15 protein-coding genes are annotated in these 24556 nt (G+C 70.7%); 6 read left to right on the top strand and 9 right to left on the bottom strand.

Going from position 1 to position 24556, the window contains the following annotated elements:
• Nucleotides 1–37 precede the first annotated feature (37 nt).
• The 4 genes from ACFYW5_RS09765 to ACFYW5_RS09750 all read left to right on the top strand — a co-directional run bounded on the left by ACFYW5_RS09765 (nucleotide 38) and on the right by ACFYW5_RS09750 (nucleotide 4770).
• On the top strand, nucleotides 38–1960 hold the full coding sequence (locus ACFYW5_RS09765; protein ID WP_389416403.1) for a hypothetical protein: 1923 nt from the start codon (nucleotides 38–40) through the stop codon (nucleotides 1958–1960).
• A gap of 69 nt (nucleotides 1961–2029) precedes the next feature.
• Complete coding sequence (locus tag ACFYW5_RS09760) at nucleotides 2030–2977, top strand: metal-dependent hydrolase (RefSeq protein WP_389416402.1); 948 nt, start codon at nucleotides 2030–2032, stop codon at nucleotides 2975–2977.
• Complete coding sequence (locus ACFYW5_RS09755; protein ID WP_389416401.1) at nucleotides 2977–4023, top strand: PDR/VanB family oxidoreductase; 1047 nt, start codon at nucleotides 2977–2979, stop codon at nucleotides 4021–4023. Before ACFYW5_RS09760 ends, ACFYW5_RS09755 begins: the two co-directional genes overlap by 1 nt.
• Nucleotides 4024–4080: 57 nt before the next feature.
• A complete protein-coding gene (locus ACFYW5_RS09750) occupies nucleotides 4081–4770 on the top strand; it encodes a TetR/AcrR family transcriptional regulator (RefSeq protein ID WP_389416400.1) in 690 nt (229 codons plus the stop codon).
• On the opposite strand, the gene ACFYW5_RS09745 is transcribed toward ACFYW5_RS09750, so the two are convergent.
• The 8 genes from ACFYW5_RS09745 to ACFYW5_RS09710 form a co-directional block, all read right to left on the bottom strand.
• Entirely contained in the window at nucleotides 4767–5117 is a 351-nt protein-coding gene (locus ACFYW5_RS09745) for a 5-carboxymethyl-2-hydroxymuconate Delta-isomerase (protein WP_389416399.1), read from the bottom strand. The two genes, ACFYW5_RS09750 and ACFYW5_RS09745, sit on opposite strands and share 4 nt — an antisense overlap.
• Before the next feature lie 28 nt (nucleotides 5118–5145).
• Nucleotides 5146–6750 carry a SpoIIE family protein phosphatase gene (locus tag ACFYW5_RS09740; RefSeq protein ID WP_389416398.1) on the bottom strand — a complete coding sequence of 535 codons (1605 nt, stop codon included), beginning with the start codon at nucleotides 6748–6750 and terminating at the stop codon, nucleotides 5146–5148.
• A gap of 76 nt (nucleotides 6751–6826) precedes the next feature.
• On the bottom strand, nucleotides 6827–12217 hold the full coding sequence (pulA, locus tag ACFYW5_RS09735) for a pullulanase-type alpha-1,6-glucosidase (RefSeq protein WP_389416397.1): 5391 nt from the start codon (nucleotides 12215–12217) through the stop codon (nucleotides 6827–6829).
• A gap of 128 nt (nucleotides 12218–12345) precedes the next feature.
• Complete coding sequence (locus ACFYW5_RS09730) at nucleotides 12346–13722, bottom strand: alpha-amylase family protein (protein WP_389416396.1); 1377 nt, start codon at nucleotides 13720–13722, stop codon at nucleotides 12346–12348.
• Between the two features lie 166 nt (nucleotides 13723–13888).
• Nucleotides 13889–15568: a glycoside hydrolase family 13 protein gene (locus ACFYW5_RS09725; RefSeq protein ID WP_389416395.1), complete on the bottom strand. Its 1680-nt coding sequence runs from the start codon at nucleotides 15566–15568 to the stop codon at nucleotides 13889–13891.
• Nucleotides 15569–15766: 198 nt separating this feature from the next.
• Nucleotides 15767–16678, bottom strand: a complete 912-nt coding sequence (locus ACFYW5_RS09720; RefSeq protein ID WP_389416394.1) for a sugar ABC transporter permease — start codon at nucleotides 16676–16678, stop codon at nucleotides 15767–15769.
• Between the two features lie 13 nt (nucleotides 16679–16691).
• A complete protein-coding gene (locus ACFYW5_RS09715; RefSeq protein ID WP_389416393.1) occupies nucleotides 16692–17696 on the bottom strand; it encodes a carbohydrate ABC transporter permease in 1005 nt (334 codons plus the stop codon).
• 101 nt (nucleotides 17697–17797) lie between these two features.
• Nucleotides 17798–19069 carry an extracellular solute-binding protein gene (locus tag ACFYW5_RS09710; RefSeq protein WP_389416392.1) on the bottom strand — a complete coding sequence of 424 codons (1272 nt, stop codon included), beginning with the start codon at nucleotides 19067–19069 and terminating at the stop codon, nucleotides 17798–17800.
• A gap of 381 nt (nucleotides 19070–19450) precedes the next feature.
• Between ACFYW5_RS09710 and ACFYW5_RS09705 the strand changes: the two genes are divergently transcribed.
• Both ACFYW5_RS09705 and ACFYW5_RS09700 read left to right on the top strand, forming a co-directional pair.
• A complete protein-coding gene (locus ACFYW5_RS09705) occupies nucleotides 19451–20485 on the top strand; it encodes a LacI family DNA-binding transcriptional regulator (protein WP_389416391.1) in 1035 nt (344 codons plus the stop codon).
• A gap of 108 nt (nucleotides 20486–20593) precedes the next feature.
• Nucleotides 20594–21436 carry a phosphatase PAP2 family protein gene (locus ACFYW5_RS09700; RefSeq protein WP_389416390.1) on the top strand — a complete coding sequence of 281 codons (843 nt, stop codon included), beginning with the start codon at nucleotides 20594–20596 and terminating at the stop codon, nucleotides 21434–21436.
• On the opposite strand, the gene ACFYW5_RS09695 is transcribed toward ACFYW5_RS09700, so the two are convergent.
• Complete coding sequence (locus ACFYW5_RS09695; RefSeq protein WP_389416389.1) at nucleotides 21433–24417, bottom strand: bifunctional [glutamine synthetase] adenylyltransferase/[glutamine synthetase]-adenylyl-L-tyrosine phosphorylase; 2985 nt, start codon at nucleotides 24415–24417, stop codon at nucleotides 21433–21435. The genes ACFYW5_RS09700 and ACFYW5_RS09695 overlap by 4 nt on opposite strands.
• Nucleotides 24418–24556 lie beyond the last annotated feature (139 nt).

Here is a 24556-nt window from a genome sequence, read left to right as displayed (position 1 = left end):
GCGGTGACCAACCAACGGGTCGCTCGTTTGGCTGGACGTGCAGTCACAGGATGTCGCCCCGCGCCCCACGCCCTCCTCCGCCACCGGCCCCGTCGTCGACGTCGAACAGGCCGAGGCCGCGCTCGTCGAGCACTATCCCCGGCTGGTCCGGCTCGCCTATCTGGTGCTGCCGCCGGGGCTCGGCCGCAACCGCCGGGTCCTGACCGCCCACGCCCTCACCCAGCGGGCCCTGCCCCGCGGCCGGACCTCCGCCGCCGTGATCCCGGCCCAGTCGACCGGCAGGCCGGGCGACCCCGGGTACGCCTTCGTCCGCCTCCAGGTGGTGCGGACGGCGCTGGAGGCGGGCCTGCCGCTGGCCCGCAAGGCCTGGCCGAAGCGGTCCCAACTGCCGCCGCTGTTGCCCCAGGTGTGGGGCCTGCGGCTCTTCCCGCGCTCGGGCGGCGCCGACGAACTCGCCCTGGACCAGCGGCTCTCGGCGCTGACCGGCCCGGGGCGCGCGGCGTACGTCCTGCGCGGTCTGGAGAAGCTGCCCGACGGCGACGTACGCGAGCTGCTGACGGCGGCCGGGGTCGAGGACGTGGAGGAGGCGCTGGAGGAGGCGGACGACCTGCCCGCCGAGTATCCGCTGCTGGACTCCCCCGAGTTCGACCCCTGCTCGCTCCAGGCCCGGCCCACCGATCTGATGCGGCGCAGGCAGCACATGCGGGCCGCGCTGGTCGCCGGTGCCGCGCTGGTGGTGTGCGGGGCGCTGCTCGGGCTGCCCGGTGAGGGCTGGGGCCCCGACGGCGCGGCGGCGCCCTCGTACGCGCGGAACCCGGCCGCCGAGGCCGCCCTCGACCCGAAACGGCTGTTGAAGGTCCCGCCGGCCGCCTGGCAGTCCGCGTCCCGCCGCGACTTCTCCGTCTGGCCCGCGCGCGGCGAGCTGACCGACGACCGGGCGCTGCTGCGCCGGGCCCTCGCCGTGTGGGCCCGCCCCGGCGGGACGGTCAGTGTCTCCGTCACCCCCGGCACCTTCTCCGGCGGCCCCGCGGGCCCGCCGCAACTGCTGTACGCGGGCACCGTGGACAGCGCACGCGTGGTGATCCTCTACGACGGACTGCGCATCGCCCGCTACGCCGAGCCCAAGGACGGCACGGCCGGTGCCGCCATGGACTTCGCGCGGGTCGACAACGCCACCGGTGCCGAGGCGAACGCCGTGGTGCTGGGGCGGGCCGACGTCAACGTCCGCTATCTGATGGCGCCGTGGGTGAAGAAGGCCGCCGAGCGGGACCTGCTGAAGCCGGGCTCCGGGGCGATGACGCTCCCCCTGACCGACGGGGTGACCGCACCGCTGGCCAGCCCGGCCGCCCAGCAGTCGAACTGCACCTCCTGGAACGTCCTTCAGGTGACCGACGGCGACGGCACCCGCCTGATGTCGGACCTCGGCGAGCTGGTCCCGGCCCGGCTGACCACCGGCCGCCCGGGCTCGGTCAAGGACGCCTCCGGCGCCGAGGAGCTGCGGACCTGGGCGCCGTACGCCTGCTCGCTGTCGGCGGTGCGGGCGCAGGGGGTGCGGACGGTGAACGCCTGGGAGTACGCGAGTCAGCCGCTGCCGGACGCGAGCGGCACGGCCGACTGGGCGTGCACTCGCGCCGAGACCTGGCGGGGCGGCGGCACACGCGTGCTGGCCCAGTTCCGTACGCCGGGCGGCACCCACGGGGCGGTGGCCGCGAAGGCCGAGAACGTCCCGGCGTGCGGTCCGCGCGATCCGCATGTGCTGGCCGGGGTGCTGTGGAAGTCGCAGGGCGGGGCCTGGTACGTGCTGGCGGCGGGCAGCCGGGACACGGAGTCCATCCGGACGACGGGCGGAGTGAGCGCGACCGCCGAGGGCTCGGTGCTGGCGGCGAAGACCCGGCAGGGGGCGCAGGCCGAGCTGAAGGGCACCCTCAAGGACGGGCGGGCCATCAACGCGCTCGGCTAGATCGCGAGGGCGGCAAGAAGTCGGTGCAGGAGGGTTTCCCTCGGACTTACCCGTCAGTACATTGACGCCATGTCTAACAAGGCCAGGTCTGACCAGCAGGCCCGGGGGCCCCTGCCCGTCGAGGACGAGTGGACCGCGCTCAAGGCGCGCAAGGTGTCCTTCTCGTGGGACGGCACCCCGTTGCACTGGGTGCCGGGTGACCCGTTCACCTCGCACACCATCAATGTGCTGCACCTGCTGCTGCCCGCGGGTGAGCGGTGGTTCGTGCACGTGTACAAGCAGGTGCTGCCGTACATCCGGGACGAGCGGCTGCGCGAGGACGTCATCGGGTTCATCGGGCAGGAGGCGATGCACTCGCAGGCCCATGACGAGGTCCTGCCGCATCTGAAGGAGCAGGGGCTCGATCCGACGCCGTACACCGCGCAGGTGGACTGGCTCTTCGAGAAGCTGCTCGGGGACCGGACCCTGCCGCCGGGCCGGGCCAGGCGCTGGTGGCTGATGGAGCGGGTCGCGCTGATCGCGGCCATCGAGCACTACACCGCGTTCCTCGGCCACTGGGTGCTCAACGCCGGGGAACTGGACCGCCGGGGCGCCGATCCCACCATGCTGGACCTGCTGCGCTGGCACGGCGCGGAGGAGGTCGAGCACCGGTCCGTGGCCTTCGACCTGTTCCTGCATGTCGACGGCGGCTACCGGCGGCGGGTGCGGACGTGGGCGACGGCGTTCACGGCGCTGGTGTTCCTGTGGCAGCGCGGGGCCCGCTTCTTCATGGCCAACGACCCGACCCTGCTGGACGGCAGGGCGAGTTTCCGGGCCTTCTACGTCCGGGGACGGCGCGGGGTGCTGCCCTCCACCGGGGACATGCTCCGCTCGATCCCCCGCTATCTGAGCCGGGAGTACCACCCCTCCCAGGAGGGCTCCACCGAGCAGGCGGTCGCCTATCTGGCGTCCTCCCCTGCCGCCGTGGCCGCTGCCGCCACCGTCGCCCCCGTCGCCCCCGAGAAGGAGAGCAAGTGATGCCGAGGCTCAGCACGGTCGTGGTCGTCGCGGGCGCGGCGCTGCTCGCGAGGCGGGCCCTGCGCCGCCGTATCGAGGCCTCGCCGCTGTGGCCGATGCCGGCGCTGGACGAGCCGGTCTCCGGGCGGCCCCGGAGCCGGGCCTTGCGGCTGCTGGTGACCGCGCACGAGACGATCGCCGACGGGGTCGTGAAGCTGCGTCTGGAGGGGCACGACCTGCCCCGGTGGGAGCCCGGCGCCCATCTGGACCTGGTGCTGCCCTCGGGTCTCGTGAGGCAGTACTCGCTGTGCGGGGACCCGGAGGACACCTCCTCGTACACCGTCGCCGCCCGGCTGGTCGAGGACGGGCGGGGCGGTTCGCGCGAGGTGCACGAACAGGTGCAGGAAGGTGTCGAGCTGGAGGTGCGCGGGCCGCGGAACCGCTTCCCGCTGGTGGCGGCGCCCGGTTACGTCTTCGTCGCCGGGGGCATCGGGATCACGCCGATCCTGCCGATGCTGCGGGCGCTGCCCGAGGGCACCGACTGGCGGCTGCTGTACGGCGGGCGGACGCGGGCCTCGATGCCGTTCCTGGAGGAGGTCGAGAAGCTGGACGCCGGGCAGGGCCGGGTGACCGTGGTCGCCGAGGACGAGGACGGACTGCCCGATCTGGACCGGCTGTTCGCGGCAGCGCCCGAGGAGGCCGCCGTCTACTGCTGCGGTCCCGAAGGGCTCATGGCGGCGGTGGCGGAGCGGGCGCCGCAGGTCCGTACGGAGCGGTTCGCGCCCCGCGCCCCGGCCGGCGGCGACGGTTCGTTCGAGGTGGAACTGCGGCGCAGCGGACGGGTGCTGACCGTCCCGGCCGGCTCGTCCGTGCTGGCCGCCGTGCGGGCCGAGCTGCCGGACACCCTGTACTCCTGCGAGCAGGGGTTCTGCGGGACCTGCCAACAGCGGGTGCTGGAGGGCGAGGTGGACCACCGGGACGAGCTGCTGACGGACGCGGAGCGTGACGACTCGATGCTCATCTGTGTGTCGAGGGCACGCGGTGAGCGCCTGGTGCTGGACATGTGAACATCCTTGGCCGGTGCGGCCCGTTCGGGGGCCGAATCCGATCGGTAAGGTGTTCGTATGAGTACCGGGGTGCGCCGCCGCATGGGCGTCGAGGAGCGACGGCAGCAGCTGATCGGCGTCGCCCTCGACCTGTTCAGCCGCCGCTCGCCCGACGAGGTCTCCATCGACGAGATAGCGTCGGCCGCGGGCATCTCCCGTCCGCTGGTCTACCACTACTTTCCCGGCAAACTGAGCCTGTACGAGGCCGCGTTGCAGCGGGCCTCGGACGATCTGGCGTCCCGGTTCGTGGAGCCGCAGGAGGGTCCGCTGGGGGCGCGGCTGCTGCGCGTGATGCGCCGCTACTTCGACTTCGTCGACGAGCACGGCCCCGGTTTCTCGGCGCTGATGCGCGGCGGCCCGGCGGTCGGCTCGTCGACGACGAACGCGCTCATCGACTCCGTACGGCAGGCCGCGTACGTCCAGATCCTGTCGCATCTGCGGGTGCAGGACCCGCCCGCGCGGCTGGAACTGGTCGTCCGGTCCTGGATCTCGCTGGCCGAGTCGACGGCGCTGATCTGGCTGGACGGCCGGCGCATCCCGCGCGCCGAGCTGGAGGTGCAGCTGGTGCACGACTTCGCCGCGCTGGCCGCCGTGAGCGCCGCCTTCGACGAGGAGATGACGGCGCTGCTGCGCCGCGTCCTGAAGGACGAGCCGGCCGACGGCCCCTTCAGCGACCTGGCCGCCCGGCTCATCACCCTGGCGTCCTAGATCTCGCCCTTGCGGTAGGAGGGGTCGAGGTCGCGGACCTCGGCGGAGACCTGCATCCGGTAGCCGTCCTCCGGCTCGACGAACTTGCGCAGCAGGTCCACCACCGCCTCCGTGAGTTCCGCCTTCGTCTCGTCGGTGCGTCCGGCGAGCAGGCCGATCGAGACATGCACCAGGCCGTGGCCCTCGGTGTCGGCGCCGACCGCCACGTCCTCACCGCGCACGACCTGCGTCTTGCACGCCTCCAGGCGGGCGGCGGCCTTCTCGACGACCAGTTGGTGCAGCGCGCTCGCGAACCCCTCCCAGTCGACATCGTCCCGCCCGGTCCGGGTGACGAGGATCTGTGGCATGGGCACTCCTGTTCTACGGCGACACCGCTCACCCTAGCCGCAGCGCCAGCATCGCGATGTCGTCCTCCCGCTCATGGCCGAAGCAGCCCAGCAGGGTGTCGCACAGCGAGGCGAGATCCGCCGGGGCCGCGCTCGCGGCGGTGCGGAGCTGGTCCATGGACACGGCGAGGTCGACTCCGCGGGTCTCGATGAGACCGTCGGTGACCATCAGGAGGCGGTCGCCGGCGGCCAGCTTCACCTCGGTGGGTTCGGGCCGGTCGAGGCCGAGGCCGAGGAGCGGGCCGCGCACCTGCACGTACTCGGAGTCGCCGTCCTCGCGCAGGACCAGCGGCGGGATGTGGCCCGCGTTGGCGATCCGCAGGCGCCCGGAGTCGGGGTCGGTCAGCACCAGGCAGACGGTCGCCGTGACCTCGGGGTGGTAGTGCTGGAGCATCCGGTCGAGCCGCTCCGCCAGCACCCGGGGATCGCCGTCCTCCACGCAGTAAGCGCGCAGGGCGTGCCGGATCTCGACCATCACCGTGGCCGCCTCCAGCGAGTGCCCGACGACATCCCCGACCGCGGTGAGAATGCCGTCCGGGGTGCGCAGGGCGGCGTAGAAGTCGCCGCCGATCTCGGTCTCCCGGGTGGCGGGCACGTACCGCACGACGAGGTCGACGCCGGGCAGCGGAGGCAGGCGCCGCGGGGCGGGCAGGAAGCTGCGCTGGAGGGTGAGCGCGATGTGCCGTTCCGCCCGGTACATGAACAGCGGTTCGGCGGCGAAGGCGGTGGCCTGGGCGAGCCGGAGCAGCGACACGTCGTCCAGCGGGGTGTGCCGGGCCGGGGTGGCCACGCACACCGGTGTCCGCCCCTCCTGGGTGAACGCCAGCACCAGCCGGGCGTCGTCCTGCCGGCCGGACCGGAAGAACCCGGCGGGCCACAGCGGGGCGGGCACGACGGTGCTGTGCACTCCGGTGCGGCCCTCGGCGATCCGGGTGACGAGCCGGGCCACCGCCTCGTGCGCGGTGGCGTCCGGCATCGCGAGCCGGCTCCTGGACGTGCCCGAGTCCATCTCGCCGTTCGGGCCGAGGACGAAGACGACGGCGTCGGTGCCGGTGATCCGGGCTGCGCCCTCGGCGGCCGCTTCGGCCAGCTCCCGCGGGCAGCGGGCGGCCTGCACGGTGACGATCGCCTCGGACAGCAGGGTCAGCCGGTGCGCGAGGAGTTCGAAGCCGCCGCGGCGGCGCGCGCCGCGCACCGCCGCCCGCACCACGGCCTGGATCTCCTGGGGTTCGGCCGGCACGCTCAGATAGGCGTCGCCGCCCGCGTCCAGGCCCATGCACCGGTCGCCCGGGCCAATGGCGGCGGCGGAGAAGTGGACGACGGGCAGATCCGCCGTGGAGGGCCGGGCCCGCACCTGGCGGCACAGCTCGAAGCCGCTCATGTCCGGCAGTCCGACGTCCACGAGCGCCACATCGGGCAGGGCCCCGCCCCGCAGTCGCGCCTCGAGTTCGTAGAGCGCTTCGCCGCCGCTCGCCACCGGCACCACCCGGTGACCGGCGCGGCGCAGCACGGCGCCCATGGCGTATCGGTTGGCCGCCACGTCGTCCACGACCATCACGGTGGTCGCGCTCGGCCGCTGGTCGTTACCGTCCATCACCGGTGGCCCTCAGAACGCAGAGAGGGTGGAGCGGACCCCGGACAGGGACCGCTCCACCCAACTTAGTGCGATGTCAGGCAGTTCGCGAGAAGACTGCCACCGTGCGCCCCGGAACGGCGAAGGTCCCGGATTCCTTCTCGTACGACGATGTCCTGACGATAAGATCCGCGCCCGCGGCCTGCACCTCGTGCAACGCGTATCCCTTTCCTGCCAGTTCGGCGATCCGCTGCTCCTGCGTCTCGGGCGTCGCGTTGAACACGACCACGAGGTCGCCGAGCGTCATGGTGATCACGCCGGGCGTCTCGTCCCTCCCGGACAGCGGGAAGGCCAGCTTCGACTGCACCTGTTCGGCCGAGCCGAGCGAGAAGGCGGCCTCCGTGGACCGGATCCGCAGCAGGTCCCGGTACGCCGCCGAGGCGCCGTCGATCTGCTCGCACCCGACCTTCACCGTGCCGAGCAGCGGGGTGGCGTACGGCCACTTGGACTGGTTGTCGGCGGCCATCGGCAGTCCGCGGCCGAAGCCGTTGCCGTCGGCGCAGTTCCAGTGGATCGCGTTGAACCAGTCGCCGCTGTCGTAGGAGTTGCGGTCCAGCGACTTGGAGCGCAGCAGGTCGGTGCCGGCCTGGGAGAGCGCCGGGCCCTGCGAGAGGGTGGCGGTCGCCATGGCGAGGACCTGCATGCGGGCCCGGTCGTCGGCGCCGACCGTGGTGGGCAGCTTGAAGGCGAGGGCGTCGAACAGGGACTCGTTGTCGTGTGCGTCGGCGTAGGCGAGGGCGTCGCCGGGCGCGTCCGCGTATCCGGCCGGCTGGCCGTTGTAGTCAACCTCGGCGCCGGTGACCTCCTTGCCGTCGGTGTCGGTGAACCGGTACGTCGCGAGGTTGCCGGACAGACCGACCTTGATCAGGTCCTGGTAGTGCAGCAGCCGGGCCTTCTGCTCGGCCGTGGTGCCGTTGTTCTCCGAGGAGTTGGGCTCGGTGTACAGGCCGGACGCGAAGCCCTGGACGCCGGGGTCCTCGTCGAAGGGTCCGCCGCCGCGTACGGCGTCGCGGGCCCGGTCGGAGAAGGTGGCGATGCCCGTCCCCGCCATGTTCTTCTGCGTGGCCTGGGTGAAGCGGGCGTCGTCGGCGACCTCGCCGAAGTTCCAGCCCTCGCCGTACAGGATGATCTTCTTGCCGTCGACGCCGTCCTTCTCCAGGGTCAGGGCGTCGAGGGCCTCGCGGACCGCGAGGATGTTCTCCTTCGGGTGGTGGCCCATGAGGTCGAAGCGGAAGCCGTCGACCTTGTACTCCTTGGCCCAGGTGACGATCGAGTCGACGACCAGCTTGCCCATCATGGCGTTCTCGGTCGCGGTGTTGGCGCAGCAGGTGCTGTTGGCGACCGAGCCGTCGGCGAGGAGCCGCTGGTAGTAGCCGGGCACGATCCGGTCCAGGACGCTCGTGGCGGCCTGGCCGCTGGCGGCGGTGTGGTTGTAGACGACGTCCATGACGACCCGCAGGCCGTCCTCGTTCAGCGCCTTGACCATCTTGCGGAACTCGACGTTGCGGGCGGTGCCGTCCGGGTCGGTCGCGTAGGAGCCCTCGGGGACCGTGTAGTGGTACGGGTCGTAGCCCCAGTTGTAGGCGTCCTTCGCGGCGATCTTCGCCACGCACTCCTGCTGCCGGTCGGAACCGGCCGGGAAGGAGGCCAGGTCGCAGTCGACGGTCGCCTGGTCGGCCTTCTTCTCGGGGATGGTGGCGATGTCGAAGGCGGGCAGCAGGTGGACGTAGGAGGTGCCCGCCTCGGCCAGCTCGCGCAGGTGCCGGGAGCCGTCGCTGAGCTTGTCGGTGAAGGCGAGGTAGGTGCCGGGGTCCGACGCGGTGCGGTCCTCGACCGAGAAGTCCCGGACGTGCAGTTCCTGGATCTGCGCGTCCTGCAGCGGAACGGCCCTGGGTTTGGTGTACGTCCTCCAGCCCGCCGGGGTCAGGGACTTGTCGGCGAGGTCGACGAGCAGGCTGCGCTCGGAGTCGGCGGTCAGGGCGAGGGAGTAGGGGTCGGTGACCTTGTTGGTGACGACCTCGCGGACGCTGGGCGCCCACACCTTCACGACGTACCGGTAGGGCTTGTTCTTCCAGGACGCGGGGCCGGTGACGGACCAGACGCCGGTGGCCGAGTCGCGCTTCATGGCGACGGTGGAGCCGCCGATCTCCAGCTTGACCGACTGCGCGGTCGGCGCCCAGACGGCCAGCGCCGGGCGGCCCTTGCGGAAGGTCGGGCCGAGGTCGGCCCGCGTGCCGTCGTAGAGGTCGTCCAGCACTCCCCCGATCTGCACACCGGTCGCCGCGAGCACCGCGCCGTTCACCGCGCGCTGGGAGGCGACGACCTGGCCGCGCAGGGCCTCACGGACCCGGTCGCGGTCGCGGGGGTCGACCGAGTAGGCGGTGTACGACTTCAGGTGCGGGAACTTCGCCTTCTGGGCGTCGGTGAGCGTGCTCTTGGTCAGCCGGAGCCAGCGCTGGTCGGCGCCGGTCAGCGTGCCGTCCTCGACGGCGATGGAGCCGGTGCGCGAGTACAGCAGCTGGGTTGAGGCGGCCGCGTCCGAGCCGTTCCAGGCGACCGTGTTCCGGTCGATCCAGACCGCCTTGGAGGTGGTCAGGTCGAGGGCGGCCGCGCTGCCCGCGGGCTGCGGCAGGAGGTACTTCTCCTGGCCGTTCAGCAGCCACACCTCGTGGCCGTTGGCCGTCAGGTCCAGCGACTGGTCGGAGGGGAGGTCCTTCTCGTCGCCCTTGTGGATGATGTAACTGAGGCTGCCGGCGCCCTCGGTGAGCGGCACCTCGTACACCGCGCCGAAGGCGTCGGTCCGCACCGGCTTGAGCGGGTTGGACCACTCGGTGGGGTTCGCGGCGCCGGTCCAGACGTGCAGGCCCCAGCCGTCGTAGTCGCCGTCGGCGCGGTGGTAGTGCAGGACGGCCTTGGAGGTGTCCTGCGCCGGGTACTCCGGCCGCTCGGTCACTACGTCCTCCTTGCCCTGCTCGATCCAGATCTCCCCGGTCTTGGTGACATCGATCGTGCGGTCGGCGGAGACGTCCTTGTTGCCGTCCTTGTCGATGACCAGGAAGCCGACGCCGGCGGCGCCGGGCTTCAGCTTGACGTACGCGAAGGCGCCGTAGGCGTCCCGGCCGATGAAGGGGTGGCTGTCCGGCCACTCGGTGGCCTCGCCGTCCGCGAGGTCGCCCCAGGCGTACAGGCCCCAGTCGGTGTAGTCACCGTCGGTGCGCTTGTAGTGGACGATCGCGTAGTCCCGGGAGGTGGCGGTCGGGATCTCCGCGGCGGGCGGGGTGCCGGTGGTGGACGTGGCCGTCGCCGAGGCGGTGCGCCCGGCGGAGTCGATCACGACCGCCTTGTAACGCAGGGCGGTGCCGGGTGCGACGTCCTTGCCGATGGTGTGGGTGACCTTGTAGGGGGCGTGGTCGGCGGAGCCGAGCGTGCGCCACTTGCCGGTACCGGTCTGGGCGGCGAAGACGACCCGGTTGAGCCGACCGCCGTCGATGTCGGCGGAGATCTCCACGGTGCCGGTGGCGCCGGCGGCCGGGGCCTCGAGGGTGAGCGCCGGCTTGGCGGCGGGGGCGGTGAGCCGGCCCGCGGCCTTGAGGACGATCGCCGAGCCGGCCGGGACGGTGACGGTGAGCTTCTTCTCGGCGTCACTCCTCAGGGAGTCCTCGGTACCGTGGATGCCCGTGAAGCGCATGCCAGCCGAACCGGTCGCGAAGGTCGCCGACTTCGCCTCGTCGGCGTTGTTGAAGGCGACGACGTACTCCGTCGTGTCGGTGGCGAAGCGGGAGAAGGCGTAGACGCCCGCGCCGTCGGCCGCGTAGCGCTCGGTCTGGACGCCGTCGGTCAGGGCCGGGTGGGCCTTGCGCAGCTTCGCGAGAGCACTGATCTGCCGGTAGAGCGGCGCACCGGTGTCGTAGGCGTCGCTCGCGTGGGTGCGGTCGGTGCCGATCTGGTCGTCGTCCAGGTAGTCGGCGGTCTTGGAGGCGAACAGGGTCTGGCGGGCGTCCTTGTCGCCGCCGGCGCCGGTGAAGCCCTGCTCGTCGCCGTAGTAGACGACCGGGTTGCCGCGGCTGAGGAACATCAGCTCGTTGGCGAGCTTCGCCTTCTTCAGCAGCTCGGCGTCGGTGGCGTCCTTGTCGTCCTGGTTCAGGAAGTACCCGATGCGGCCCATGTCGTGGTTGCCGAGGAAGGTGACCTGCTCGTACGCGTTGGCCTTGCCGGTCGTGTACTTGTAGTCGTCGGCGAAGACCGAGGCCAGCCGCTGTGCGCTGCCGCCCTGAGAGGCGTACTGGCGGGCCGCCTCCTGGAAGGGGAAGTCCAGCGTGGCGTCGAGGCCGCCCTCGGTGACGTACGGGGCGGTGATGTCGGTGTCGGCGGAGTAGACCTCGCCGAACATGAAGAAGTCGTCCCGGCCCTGCTTGGCCGCATAGGAGTCCAGGGCGGTGGCCCACTGGGTCCAGAACTCCATGTTGACGTGCTTCACGGTGTCGATGCGGAAGCCGTCGATGTCGAAGTCCCTGACCCACCGCTGGTAGATCTTCGCCATGCCGCTGACCACCTCGGGACGCTCGGTCCACAGGTCGTCGAGGCCGGAGAAGTCGCCGTGGGCGGAGCTCTCACCGGCGAAGGTGGAGTCGCCCCGGTTGTGGTACATCGTCGGGTCGTTGAGCCACGACGGGACCTTGTTGTTCTCGGACACCTTCGGGGTGCGCGGGAAGGAGTCGGCGTCGGTCTCCGGGAACCCGGCGGAGCCGTCGGCGTAGTCGGCGTCGTCGAAGGGCTCGCCGTCCTTCGTCAGGTACGGGAAGGCGCCCTTGGCGAGATAGCCGTAGGACTTCTCCTCGTAGTCGACGACGTCCGCCGTGTGGTTGGTGATGACGTCGAAGTAGACCTTCATGCCCTTGGCGTGCGCCTTGGCGATCAGGGTCTCCAGGTCCTTGTTGGTCCCGAAGTGCGGGTCGACCTGGGTGAAGTCGGTGATCCAGTAACCGTGGTAGCCGGCCGAAGCGTTGGCCCCGGTGCCCTGCACGGGCTGGTTCTTGAAGATCGGCGCCATCCAGAGGGAGGTGGTGCCGAGGCCCTTGATGTAGTCGAGCTTCTTCGTCAGGCCCTTGAGGTCACCGCCCTGGTAGAAGCCCTTGTCGGTGGGGTCGTAGCCGGTCGCCAGGCGCGAACCGGTCAGGCCGCCCCTGTCGTTGCCGGTGTCGCCGTTGGCGAAGCGGTCCGGGAGCACGAAGTAGAACTGCTCGCGGGTGACGTCGTGCCGGGCGGGCTCGGCCGCCAGCGTTGCGTCGGAGGGGGGCGCGGGCGGGGTGTCGGCCCCGGCCGCGAGGGGCTGGACGAGCGCCGCGGCCAGCGCGGTCACGGTGACCGCGGCGACCCGTCCGGCATACGCGGTACGACGCCTGGGCGGCGCCAACCATCTAGGTATCACTGACGTGAACTCCTTGCGATACGGCTCTGTTGGGTCCGACCCCGCGCGACCGTATCGCCGCCGTAAGCGTTACAGCAAGAGTCCTGAAATGATTGGCAAGAGCTTTCAGCCCTGAAGGCCGCTCCGGCTCAGCAGCTGGACTTGCCGGCATAGATCGCCAGGGCGGTGTTGGCGCCCAGGGTGGCGGAGAACTGACCGCTGGAGTTCACGGTCACCGTCGTGTTGTTCTGCACGTTGCAGTACGTGCCGGCCGGGAGGGAGGTCTGGTAGGTGCGGGTCAGACTGCCCGGCTCGTGGTTGATGGCGACGTAGCCCTTGCTGCCGCGGCCGAAGGCGATGGCGTCGGCGCCGTTGTCCCACCAGTTGGTGACGGCCTGGCCGCGGGTGGCGTTGCGGAAGGCGACCATGGACTTGATCTCCGGCCAGGCGTGCTGGCACTTCCAGCCGTTCTGCCAGCAAGCGCTCACCTGGCCGCCGTTGGGCGGGCCGGCGTCGTGGTCGGTGAACTCGTAGCCGGAGTTGATGTCGGGGGCGCCGTAGGGCCAGGCCAGCATGAAGACGTTGGCGAGGGTGTAGGTGGCGTTGTCCTTGTAGCTGAGCGTGGAGCCGTTGCGCTCGGTGTCGTGGTTGTCGACGAAGACACCGGAGACGCCGCTGCTCAGGTAGCCCCAGCCCTCGCCGTAGTTCTTCAGGTAGGCGAGGTTCTCGTTGTTGAAGACCCGCTTGAGGTCGTAGGCGTAGCGGAACTCCTGGACGTCGCCGTTGCCGGTGTACTCGGTGGGCTGGACGGCCTCTCCGCTGCCGAAGATGACCTCCTGCTTCCAGTACACGCTCGGGTTGGTCAGCCGCGACTTGATGTTGGCGAGGTCGGCGGCCGGCATGTGCTTGGCCGCGTCGATACGGAAGCCGTCGACGCCGAGGGAGAGCAGGTCGTTCATGTACCCGGCGATGGCACCGCGGACGTAGGACTCACCGGTGTCCAGGTCGGCGAGGCCGACCAGTTCGCAGTTCTGCACGTTCGCGCGGTCCGCGTAGTTGGTGATCTGCGCGGTGCAGTTGTCGAAGTCGTAGGAGGAATACAGGCCGGGGTAGGCGTACTTGGTGTACGACGAGCCGCCGGTGCCGGTGCCGCTGCCCGCGGACATGTGGTTGATGACGGTGTCGACGACGACCTTCACCCCGGCCGCGTGACAGGTGTTGACCATGTTCCGGAACGCCGCACGGTCACCGAGCCGACCGGCGATCTTGTAGCTGACCGGCTGGTACGACGTCCACCACTGCGCGCCCTGGATGTGCTCGGCGGGTGGGGAGACCTGGACGTAGCCGTAGCCTGCGGGGCCGAGGGTGGTGGTGCATTCCCTTGCGATGGAGGCGAAGTTCCACTCGAACATCACCGCGGTGACGTCCTTGGTGCCGGGTGGGAAGGCATGGGCGGTGCCGGGGACCAGAGCTCCGGCCGCCGTGGCGGCGAGCGCGGTCGCGGTGACGGACCATCTCGATATCACGGGGTACTCCTTGTGGGGACAGCAGGCGTCCTTGCCTGGTGTCCGCGGAACGTACCGCTAACGAAACGTTTACAGCAAGAGTCTTGAAACCGTCGGCAAGAAATTTCATTGAAGACCGGACATGACGGAGGGCCCGCCGAAGCGGGCCCTCCGTGGTGCGTGACCGTCAGGCCGTGGTCCACCACACCGTGGTGTCGGAGGGGACCTTGGCCTCGCCCTCCACCTCGGCGACCTCGCCGCTGGCGAGCAGGAGGCGGCCGTGGACCGGGGTGGTGATGGACTCGCCCGTCGTGTTGGCGACACAGACGAACTCGCCCCGGCGGAACGCCAGGACGCCCTCGGGGGCCTTCAGCCACTCCACCGCGTCCCCGGCGCCCAGGTCCGGGTGGTCGCGGCGGGCGGCCAGGGCCGCGCGGTACAGCTCCAGGGTCGAGCCCGGGGTGCCGGACTGCGCCTCCACGCTCAACTCCCCCCAGACGGGCGGCTGGGGCAGCCAGCTGCCGCCGCTGCCGAAGCCGTACGAGGAACCCTCGCGGGTCCACGGGATCGGCACCCGGCAGCCGTCGCGGAAGCCGTCCTGGCCCTCGCCCCGGAAGTACGCCGGGTCCTGGCGGACCTCGTCGGGCAGGTCGACGACGTCCGGCAGACCCAGCTCCTCGCCCTGGTAGACGTAGGCCGAACCCGGCAGCGCGAGCATCAGGAGCGTGGCCGCGCGGGCGCGGCGCAGGCCCAGTTCGCGGTCGCCCGCGGTGCGGATCTGGGTGCCGAGACCGGGCGGGTTGGCGAACCGGGTCGCGTGGCGGGTCACGTCGTGGTTGGACAGCACCCAGGTGGCCGGGGCGCCCACCGGGCGCATCGCCTCCAGGGTGCGGTCGATCACCGTGCGCAGCTCCTCGGCGTCCCATTCGGTGCTGAGGTACTGGAAGTTGAAGGCCTGGTGCAGCTCGTCGGGGCGGACGTAGTTCGCGGTGCGCTCGACGGTCGGGGTCCAGGCCTCGGCCACGAAGATGCGCTCGCCGGCGTACTCGTCGAGGATCGTGCGCCACTGCCGGTAGATGGCGTGCACGCCGTCCTGGTCGAAGAACGGCATGACATCGTTGCCCAGCAGTTTGAGCTGATCGTGGGCCCCGAGGTCGGGCAGACCGTCCGCCTTGACCAGGCCGTGGGCCACGTCGATGCGGAAGCCGTCGACGCCGATGTCCAGCCAGAACCGCAGGATCGAACGGAACTCGTCGCCGACCGCCGGGTGGTCCCAGTTGAAGTCGGGCTGCTCGGGCGCGAACAGGTGCAGGTACCACTCGCCGGGCGTGCCGTCGGGTTCGGTGACCCGCGTCCAGGCCGGGCCGCCGAAGATCGACTCCCAGTCGTTGGGCGGCAGTTCGCCGTTCGCGCCCTTGCCGGGCCGGAAGTGGTAGCGGTCCCGCAGCGCGGAGCCGGGGCCCTCGCGCAGCGCCCGCTTGAACCACTCGTGCTGGTCGGAGGAGTGGTTGGGCACCAGGTCGACGATGATGCGCAGGCCCAGCTCATGGGCGTCGCGGATCAGCGCGTCGGCGTCCAGGAGGCTGCCGAACATGGGGTCGACGGCCCGGTAGTCGGCCACGTCGTACCCGGCGTCGGCCTGCGGGGAGGCGTAGAAGGGGCTCAGCCACACGGCGTCCACGCCGAGGTCGCGCAGGTACGGGAGTCGGGAGCGTACGCCTTCCAGGTCGCCCATGCCGTCGCCGTTGCTGTCGGCGAAGCTGCGCGGATAGACCTGGTAGATCACCGCGTCCCGCCACCAGTCGCGGCGATGGGCGACGGTGGTTACGGCGGAGGTCGGTGCCGGGTCGGCGGAGTGCTGGCTCATGGCGTCCTTGAGAGGTCGAACGGGGTCATCGGGTCAGGAGTGCGTACGGCGGGCGGCGGTACTGCCGAGACGGCCGCGTGGCAGCGGGGTCGGATGGCCACGCGGCCGTCTCGAGTTTCCGGAAGGGGTACGTCCTCAGGGGCGCGGGGAACTGCGCGACCGGCCACAACGGCGCCGCACACGACCACCGCCCCGAGGTCAGCCCTTCGTGCCGCCCGCGGTAAGGCCGGTCACCAGGTTCTTCTGCACGAGATAGAAGAACGCGGAGACAGGTATCGCGATCAGAACCGCGGTCGCGGCCATCAGCTGCCGCTGCGCATCGTGCTCGCTGACGAAGGTCTGCAGAGCGACGGCGAACGTGTACTTCGTGTCGGACAGCATGAACGTCGAGGCGAAGGCGACCTCACCGAAGGCGGTGATGAAGCTGTAGAAGCCGGCGACCGCCAGGCCGGGCTTGGCGAGCGGCAGGATCAGCCGCAGGAACGTGCCGAAGGGGTTCAGCCCGTCGACGCGTCCGGCCTCGTCGATCTCGAACGGGATGGTGTCGAAGTAGCCCTTGAGCAGCCAGGCGCAGTACGGCACCGCGGTCGAGCAGTAGACCAGGATCAGACCGAGGTAGCTGTCGACCAGCTGGAGGTCGGAGAGGATCTGGTACATCGGCACGATGAGCACGGCGATGGGGAACATCTGGGTGACCAGAAGGACCCACATGAACTTCCGGTAGCCCGGGAAGCGCATCCGCGAGACCGCGTACCCGGTGGTCGCGGCGATGATCACGCCGATGACCGTGGTGCCGAGCGAGACGATCAGCGTGCTCCACAGCCAGTGGAAGAAGTTCGTCTCCTGCAGCACGAACGAGTAGTTGTCCAGCGTCATCTTTCCCCAGATGCCACCGGGGTGAAGGTAGTCGTCCTTGTCCGGGCCGAGCGAGAGGAAGACCAGCCAGGCGATCGGGAAGAGGGCGACGAGGCTCGCGACGATCAGGATGCCGTGCGAGACGAGCGAGCCCGCGAGACTGCGCTCACCGCGCCGGATCGCCTTGCCCTGGGTGGGGGCCACACGGATCTCCTTCTTCGCCTCGGCGGAGGTCTCAACGGTAGTGGTGCTCATAAGAACTCCTGCCTCAGATCGCGAGCTGCTGGTCATTGCGGTTCAGCCAGCGGCGGTAGAAGGAGGTGAAGACGATCAGGATGGCGAGCAGCAGCATGCCGTAGGCGGCCGACTGCGCGAAGTCGCGCGGCTGCTGTCCGAAGCCGAGGTAGTAGGCCCACGTGACGAGGATCTGGGCGTCCGGGGCGGTGTCGCCGAAGAGCAGGAAGATGATGGCGAACTGGTTGAAGGTCCAGATGATGCCGAGCAGCACGACGGTGGAGCTGACCGAGCGCAGGCCGGGCAGGGTGACGTAGCGGAACTGCTGCCACTTGGTCGCGCCGTCCATCTCGGCCGCCTCGTAGAGGGTGTTGTCGATGGACTGCAGTCCGCCGAGCAGCGAGAGCATCATGAACGGCACACCGCACCAGGTGTTGACCATGATCGCGGCGAACCGCTGCCAGAAGGTGTCCTCCAGCCACAGCGGGGTGGGCAGGTGGAGCGTCTCCAGGAAGGAGTTGATGACGCCGCCGTCGGCGAGCATGAAGCGCCAGCCGAAGACGGTGACGAAGGTCGGCACGGCCCAGGGCAGGATCAGGATCAGCCGGTACAGGGTGCGGCCGCGCAGCTGCTGGTTGAGCAGCAGGGCGAGACCGAGGCCGATGGAATAGTGCAGGGCGACACAGGCGGCCGTCCACACGATCGTCCAGATGAAGTGCGACCAGAACCGCTCGTAGGCGGTCTCGCCCCACAGGATGTCGGCGTAGTTGTCCAGGCCGATGAACTTGTAGGTGGCCTCGATCTCGTTGGCGCCGATCGTGCGGGCCGTGTTGAGGCTGTTGGCGTCCGTGAGCGTCAGATAGAAGCCGTAGCCCAGGGGGTACAGCACGAGGACGCCGAGCACGACGATCACCGGCGTGATCATCACGTAGGCGTACCAGTGCTTGTGGTACGAGTGCTTCAGGCGCTGGCCCAGCCCGGGCCGCGGCGCGCGGTCACCGCGGCGCTTGCCGGTGGCGCGGTCGATGGCGACTGTCATGGTTCTTCGACACCTTCTGGGAGATCACGGTTGGGCCAGGCCACAGGCCGGTGGCCGCCGGGTCCCTCCCCTGTCGGGCGGGACCCGGCGGCCACGGACGATCACTTGCTGAAGTCCGGCACCAGCTTGGCGATGGCGGTCTCAGCGCTGCTCAGGCCCTCGTCCAGGGACTTCTTGCCGCCGGCGATGGCGAGCAGCTCGGTGTCCACCGGACCCCACAGGGAGCTGTACTCCGGCAGCGCCGGGCGCGGCTGGGCGGCGGCGAGCACCGTCTGGTAGCCGGCGATGCCCGGGTCGGCCTTGACCTCGTCGGTGTAGGCGTCGTCGCGCGTGGGAAGCGTGGAGTTCTTCAGCGCGATGGTCTCCTGGGCGTGCGCGGAGGTCATGAAGTTGACGAACTTCAGCGCGGCCTCCTGGTGCGCGGCGTCGGAGCCGGCGTACACGGAGAGGTTGTGGCCGCCGGTCGGGGCGCCCGCCTCGCCGGAGGAGCCGGCCGGGACGGTGGCGATGCCGAGGTTCGCCTTGTCCTTGAACGCCGAGCCCTTGTAGAAGTTGGTGATCTCCCACGGGCCCTGGATGATCGAGGCGACCTTGCCGCTGACGAACGCCTCCTGGATGTGGGCGTAGGCGTCGGCGGTGGTGTCGGCCTTGTGCAGGCCCTTGCCGTCGAAGAGGTCCAGCCAGGTGCCGTAGGCCTTCTTGGCCTCGGCGGAGTTCACGGTGATCTTCTTGGCTTCGGCGTCGACGGTGTCGGTGCCCTCGCCGTAGAGGAAGGACTGGGCGTAGTAGGCCTGGGTGGAGCCCCAGTAGCCGTCGACGCCGGTCTTCGACTTGATCGTGGCGGCGGCCTTCTTCAGGTCGTCCCAGGTCTTGGGGGCCTCGACGCCGGCCTTCTCGAACAGTTCCTTGTTGTAGACGAGGGCGAGCGTGTCCGTGGTGAACGGGACGCCGTAGGTCTTGCCCTCGTACTTGGCCTGCTCGATCAGGTTGGGCTTGAACTTGCTCTCGTCGGCGAGGGCCTCGGTGCCGTCCAGCGGCAGGAAGAAGCCCTTCTTGGCGAAGGCGGGGGTCCAGCCGACCTCGGAGCGGAGGATGTCCGGGGCGCCCTTGGAACCGGCGGCGGTGTCGAACTTGTTCTGCGCCTGGTCGAAGGGGACGTTGACGTACTTGACCTTGATGTTCTTGTTGGCCGCCTCGAACTCCTCGACCAGGGCCTTGTACGTCGGCGCCTCGTTGGTGGCGTTGGAGGTGTCCCACCAGGTGAGGGTGACCGGACCGTCGGCCTTGTCGCCGCTGTCGCCGTCTCCGCCGCAGGCCGTCGCCGCGAGAGCGAGGGACGCCACCAGCGCGGTGGCCGCTATGCCACGCCGCATGAGTTCTCCTTGAGGGTGAAAAGCCCGTGTGGTGCAGGTGACGGCCCCGTCTGCCGCTCCTGCTGTCGTGCCGACTGCGCCGTTGCGGCCGCCGGGCGTCGGAAACGTAACAGCCATGTAAGCGCCGCGAAAGAGCTTGCAGAAAAAAAGTGCAAGGCATCACTGAAGTTACCCGGACGTGACCGCTCGGCGACCGCCGTGAGACCGTTGTTCTGCGGGGTTGAGCGGCCAAGGACGGGGTTGTGCAAGACTTGCAAGCTCTTGCCATCCGTTTCACGAGGGGACGCCATGCCGCAGCAACCCGCAGCGCGCCGGTCGAACGCCCGCACCCGGCGTCCGATTGGTGTGCAAGGTGACATACGGCCGGTACAGTCCAGTGCCGTGACCACACGGCTTGCTGACATCGCTGCGCAGGCGGGGGTGAGCGAAGCGACCGTCAGCCGGGTCCTGAACGGGAAGCCGGGCGTCGCCGCCACCACCCGCCAGTCCGTTCTCGCCGCCCTCGACGTGCTCGGGTACGAACGCCCGGTACGGCTGCGACAGCGCAGCGAGGGCCTGGTGGGCCTGATCACCCCGGAGCTGGAGAACCCGATATTCCCGGCCCTGGCCCAGGTGATCGGCCAGGCGCTGACCAGGCAGGGCTACACGCCGGTGCTCGCCACCCAGACGCCCGGCGGCTCCACCGAGGACGAGCTGACCGAGATGCTGGTCGACCGCGGGGTCGCGGGGATCATCTACGTCTCCGGACTGCACGCGGACACCACGGCCGACATGGAGCGCTACGAGCGACTGCGCGCCCAGGGTGTCCCCTTCGTCCTCGTCGACGGCTTCTCCCCCAAGGTGCAGGCGCCCTTCATCTCCCCCGACGACCGGGCGGCGATGACGCTCGCGGTCACGCACCTGGTCTCCCTCGGTCACACCCGGATCGGTCTCGCGCTCGGCCCGAAGCGGTTCGTGCCGGTCCAGCGGAAGATCGACGGCTTCGTGCGGACCATGCAGGACCAGCTGGGCCTGGCCGCCGAGGTGATAGAGACCCAGTTCGTCCAGCACTCGCTGTACACCCTGGAGGGCGGCCAGGCGGCCGCCACGGCGCTGATGGACCGCGACTGCACCGCGGTGGTCTGCGCCAGCGACATGATGGCGCTGGGCGCCATACGGGCCGCCCGGCAACGCGGCCTGGAGGTGCCGACGGACATCTCGGTCGTCGGCTTCGACGACTCCCCGCTGATCGCCTTCACCGACCCGCCGCTGACGACGGTGCGCAAGCCGGTCCCGGCGATGGGCCAGGCCGCGGTGCGTACGTTGCTGGAGGAGATCGGCGGGACTCCGGCACCGCACAGTGAATTCGTGTTCATGCCGGAACTGGTGGTGCGCGGTTCGACCGCTTCGGCCCCTGGGGACCGAAATCGTCCCTAGGTCGTAGACCGAACGACCGGGTACCGTGCACCCGTCGTAGAACGTGCGACCGGAACCAGACCAGGGGATGATCGGTGGGGGAAGGCGTTTCTGGCAGACTCTGTGCCTATGGGTGACATGACCGTGACCGAGCTGGAGGACCGCGCACAGGCGGCCGTTCCGCACCCCGTCACGGCGGCGGACAGACCGGGTCTGCTGCGCCGGGTGCGCGCTCCGCGCCGGCCCCGGCTGTGGTTCGAGATCCTGCTGATCGCGGTGAGTTACTGGACGTACTCACTCGTCCGCAATGCCGTCCCGGAGCAGAAGTCCGAGGCACTGCGCAACGCCGACTGGATCTGGAAGGCGGAGCAGACGCTCGGCCTCGCCGTGGAGCAGTCGTTCAACCACGCGGTCAACTCCGTGACTTGGCTCATCGTGGGCATGAACTACTACTACGCGACGCTGCACTTCGTGGTGACACTCGGTGTACTGGTGTGGCTGTACCGCAGCCACCCGGGACGCTACGCGGCCACCCGCACGGTGCTCTTCGCGACCACGGGTGTGGCCCTGCTCGGTTACTACCTGTATCCACTCGCCCCGCCCCGGCTGATGACCGGCGGCGCCTTCATCGACACCGTACTGGTCCACCAGACGTGGGGCTCAATGGCCTCGGGCGACCTGAAGAACATGTCGAACCAGTACGCCGCCATGCCCTCCATGCACATCGGCTGGTCGCTGTGGTGCGGGCTGACCATCTTCGCGCTGGCGTCGGTGCCGTGGGCGAAGGTGCTGGGCGTGCTCTACCCGGTGGTCACGCTGGTCGTCATCGTCGCCACCGCCAACCACTTCTGGCTGGACGCGGTCGGCGGCCTGCTCTGCCTGGCCTTCGGCTACGCGCTGGTACGGCTGTGGTACGGAGCGCTGCCGCACGCCCTGCCGAAGCTGGTGCCGGCCGCGGTCCCCCGGCGCTAGCCGGTGTAGAACAGCGCGTCCACCACGGCCCGGGCCCGGCGGGCGGTGCGGCGGTAGTCGTCGAGCATGTCGCCGACGTGGCCGGGGCCGTAGCCGAGGTAGCGGCCCACCGCGGCCAGTTCCCGGGCGTCCGAGGGGAAGGTGTCGCCGGCGCGTCCGCGGACCAGCATCACGGCGTTGCGGACCCGGGTGGCGAGGACCCAGGCCTCGTCGAGGGTGGCCGCGTCCTCCGCGGGCATCAGGCCGGCTCCGGCCGCCGCGGACAGCGCGGCCCGGGTGCGGGTGGTCCGCAGGCCGGGCTGGCCGGCGCCGTGGCGCAGCTGGAGGAGCTGGACCGTCCACTCGACGTCGGAGAGACCGCCGGGTCCCAGCTTGGTGTGCAGCTTGGGGTCGGCGCCGCGCGGGAGGCGTTCGGACTCCATACGGGCCTTCAGGCGGCGGATCTCGCGGACCGCGTCGTCGGTGAGACCGGCCGGCGGGTAGCGCAGGGGGTCGATCAGTTCGACGAAGCGGCGGCCCAGGTCCTCGTCCCCGGCGACCGGCTCGGCCCGCAGCAGCGCCTGGGACTCCCAGCCCAGGGACCAGCGGCGGTAGTAGGCCTCGTAGGACTTCAGGGTGCGCACCAGGGGGCCCGACTTGCCCTCGGGGCGCAGGTCGGCGTCGATCAGCAGGGGCGGGTCGGCGCTCGGGATCTGGAGCAGGCGGCGCATCTCGGAGACGACGCGGTTCGCGGCCTGGGCGGCCTCGTGCTCGTCGACGCCGTCGCGGGGCTCGTGCACGAACAGCACGTCCGCGTCGGAGCCGTAGCCCAGCTCGTGGCCGCCGAAGCGGCCCATGCCGATGACGGCGAACCGGGTGGGCAGGGTGTCGCCCCAGCCCTCGCGGACGACCGCGCGCAGGGTGCCGGCCAGGGTCGCCGCGGTCAGGTCGGAGACGGCGGCGCCGACCCGGTCCACCAGGGCGCCCTGGTCGGCTTCGGCGGGATGGGCCTCGGTGCCGTAGGAGCCGACGATGTCGGCGGCGGCCGTACGGAACAGCTCGCGGCGGCGTACGCCGCGGGCCGCGGTGACGGCGTGGGCGCCGCTGTCGGCGCGGTTGACCGCGGCGAGGATCTCCTGTTCCAGATGGGCGCGGGGGCGCGGCGCGAGGCCGCCGCTGTCACCGTCGCCGAGCAGGGCCACGGCCTCGGGGGCGCGCATCAGCAGGTCCGGGGCGAGCCGCCCGGCGGACAGCACCCGCGCGAGGTTCTCGGCCGCCGCGCCCTCGTCCCTGAGCAGCCGGAGGTACCAGGGGGTCTTGCCGAGGGCGTCGGAGACCTTGCGGAAGTTGAGCAGGCCCGCGTCGGGGTCGGCGGAGTCGGCGAACCAGCCGAGCAGGACGGGCAGCAGGGTGCGCTGGATGGCGGCCTTGCGGGTGACGCCGGACGCCAGTGCCTCCAGGTGCCGCAGCGCGGCGGCCGGGTCGGCGTAGCCGAGTGCGACGAGCCGTTCGCGGGCCGCCTCGCTGCTCAACCGGGCCTCTCCGGGGGCGAGTTGGGCGACGGCGTCGAGCAGCGGCCGGTAGAACAGCTTCTCGTGCAGCCGCCGTACGACGGAGGAGTGCCGCCGCCACTCGCGGTTCAGTTCGGCCACCGGGTCGCTGCGCAGGCCCAGCGAGCGGCCGATGCGCCGCAGATCGGCCTCGTCCTCGGGGACGAGGTGGGTGCGGCGCAGCCGGTAGAGCTGGATGCGGTGCTCCATGGAGCGCAGGAAGCGGTAGGCGGCGTCGAGTTGGGCGAAGTCGGCGCGGGCGACGTAGCCGCCGGCGGCGAGGGCCTTCAGGGCTTCCAGGGTGGAGCCGCTGCGCAGCGAGGCGTCGGCCCGCCCGTGCACCAACTGCAGCAGCTGTACGGCGAATTCGACGTCCCTGAGGCCGCCGGGGCCGAGCTTGAGCTGGCGGTCGACTTCGGCGAGGGGGATGTTCTCGACCACCCGGCGCCGCATCTTCTGCACGTCGGCGACGAAGTTCTCCCGCTCGGCGGCCTTCCAGACCAGGGGTTCCAGGGCGGCGACGTACTCCTCGCCGAGCGCGATGTCACCGGCGACCGGGCGGGCCTTGAGCAGTGCCTGGAACTCCCAGGTCTTCGCCCAGCGTTGGTAGTAGGCGAGGTGGCTGGAGAGGGTACGGACCAGCGGGCCGTTCCTCCCCTCGGGCCGCAGGTTGGCGTCCACGGGCCAGATCGAGCCCTCGACGGTGGTCTCCGAGCAGATCCGCATCATGTGCGAGGCGAGCTTGGTGGCCGCTCTGAGGGCCTTGGTCTCGTCGACCCCCTCCGCCGCCTCGCCGACGAAGATGACGTCGACGTCGGAGACGTAATTGAGTTCGTGGCCCCCGCACTTGCCCATCGCGATCACCGCGAGCCGGCACGCGGCGGCGTCGTCGGGGGCGGCGGCCCCGGCGAGGGCGAGCGCGGCGCGCAGGGTGGCGGTGGCGAGGTCGGCGAGTTCGGCGGCGGACTCGGCGACATCGGTGGTGCCGCACACGTCACGGGCGGCGATGGACAGCAGACAGCGCCGGTAGGCCACCCGCAGCGAGACCGGGTCGGTGGCCTCGGCCAGGCCCCGCTCGAACTCGGCGACGCCGGGGTGCAGGTCCCGGGGCTCGTAGGTGACCAGGGCACGCCAGTCGTCGGAGTGCCGGGCGAGGTGTTCGGCGAGTGCGGCGGAGGCGCCGAGGACGCCGAGGAGGCGGTCGCGCAGCGGCTTGGCGGCTATCACCGTGTCCAGCAGGTCCCGGCCGGACTGGGCCTCCAGCAGGCGGACCAGGCCGTGCAGGGCGAGATCGGGGTCGGCGGTGGCGCCGAGGGCCTCCAGCAGCACCGGGTCGTCGCGCACGGGGGCCAGTTCCGGGGCCTCCAGCAGCCGCTCGGCGGCGCTCGGGTCGGTGAAGCCGTGCCGAAGCAGGCGCGTGAAGGTACTGCTCCTGCGCCCCGGCGCCGTCATCTGGGCCTCCCGTCCGATCAAGGTCGTACGCGCCCGAGCCTAACCGCTGCGCTCGGCTCGGGCGGGGTGAGCCCGGTCGGGAACGGAACCTTCTTTATCGGTGGCGCGGGGCCCTGTTTTCCGCTTCGGTGAGGGTGAA

The sequence above is a fragment of the Streptomyces sp. NPDC002779 genome (assembly GCF_042888685.1).
GTDB lineage: Bacteria > Actinomycetota > Actinomycetes > Streptomycetales > Streptomycetaceae > Streptomyces.
The sequence above is the reverse complement of the archived record's forward strand: the minus strand, read 5'-3'. Positions and strand labels throughout refer to the sequence as shown.

What these genes read in the sequence shown, in the direction of transcription:
- ACFYW5_RS09710 (WP_389416392.1), bottom strand. Translation starts at nt 19,069, where the DNA reads ATGCGGCGTGGCATAGCGGCCACCGCGCTGGTGGCGTCCCTCGCTCTC.
- ACFYW5_RS09725 (WP_389416395.1), bottom strand. Translation starts at nt 15,568, where the DNA reads ATGAGCCAGCACTCCGCCGACCCGGCACCGACCTCCGCCGTAACCACC.
- ACFYW5_RS09700 (WP_389416390.1), top strand. Translation starts at nt 20,594, where the DNA reads ATGGGTGACATGACCGTGACCGAGCTGGAGGACCGCGCACAGGCGGCC.
- ACFYW5_RS09760 (WP_389416402.1), top strand. Translation starts at nt 2,030, where the DNA reads ATGTCTAACAAGGCCAGGTCTGACCAGCAGGCCCGGGGGCCCCTGCCC.
- ACFYW5_RS09740 (WP_389416398.1), bottom strand. Translation starts at nt 6,750, where the DNA reads ATGGACGGTAACGACCAGCGGCCGAGCGCGACCACCGTGATGGTCGTG.
- ACFYW5_RS09715 (WP_389416393.1), bottom strand. Translation starts at nt 17,696, where the DNA reads ATGACAGTCGCCATCGACCGCGCCACCGGCAAGCGCCGCGGTGACCGC.
- ACFYW5_RS09745 (WP_389416399.1), bottom strand. Translation starts at nt 5,117, where the DNA reads ATGCCACAGATCCTCGTCACCCGGACCGGGCGGGACGATGTCGACTGG.
- ACFYW5_RS09720 (WP_389416394.1), bottom strand. Translation starts at nt 16,678, where the DNA reads ATGAGCACCACTACCGTTGAGACCTCCGCCGAGGCGAAGAAGGAGATC.
- ACFYW5_RS09695 (WP_389416389.1), bottom strand. Translation starts at nt 24,417, where the DNA reads ATGACGGCGCCGGGGCGCAGGAGCAGTACCTTCACGCGCCTGCTTCGG.
- ACFYW5_RS09755 (WP_389416401.1), top strand. Translation starts at nt 2,977, where the DNA reads ATGCCGAGGCTCAGCACGGTCGTGGTCGTCGCGGGCGCGGCGCTGCTC.
- ACFYW5_RS09750 (WP_389416400.1), top strand. Translation starts at nt 4,081, where the DNA reads ATGAGTACCGGGGTGCGCCGCCGCATGGGCGTCGAGGAGCGACGGCAG.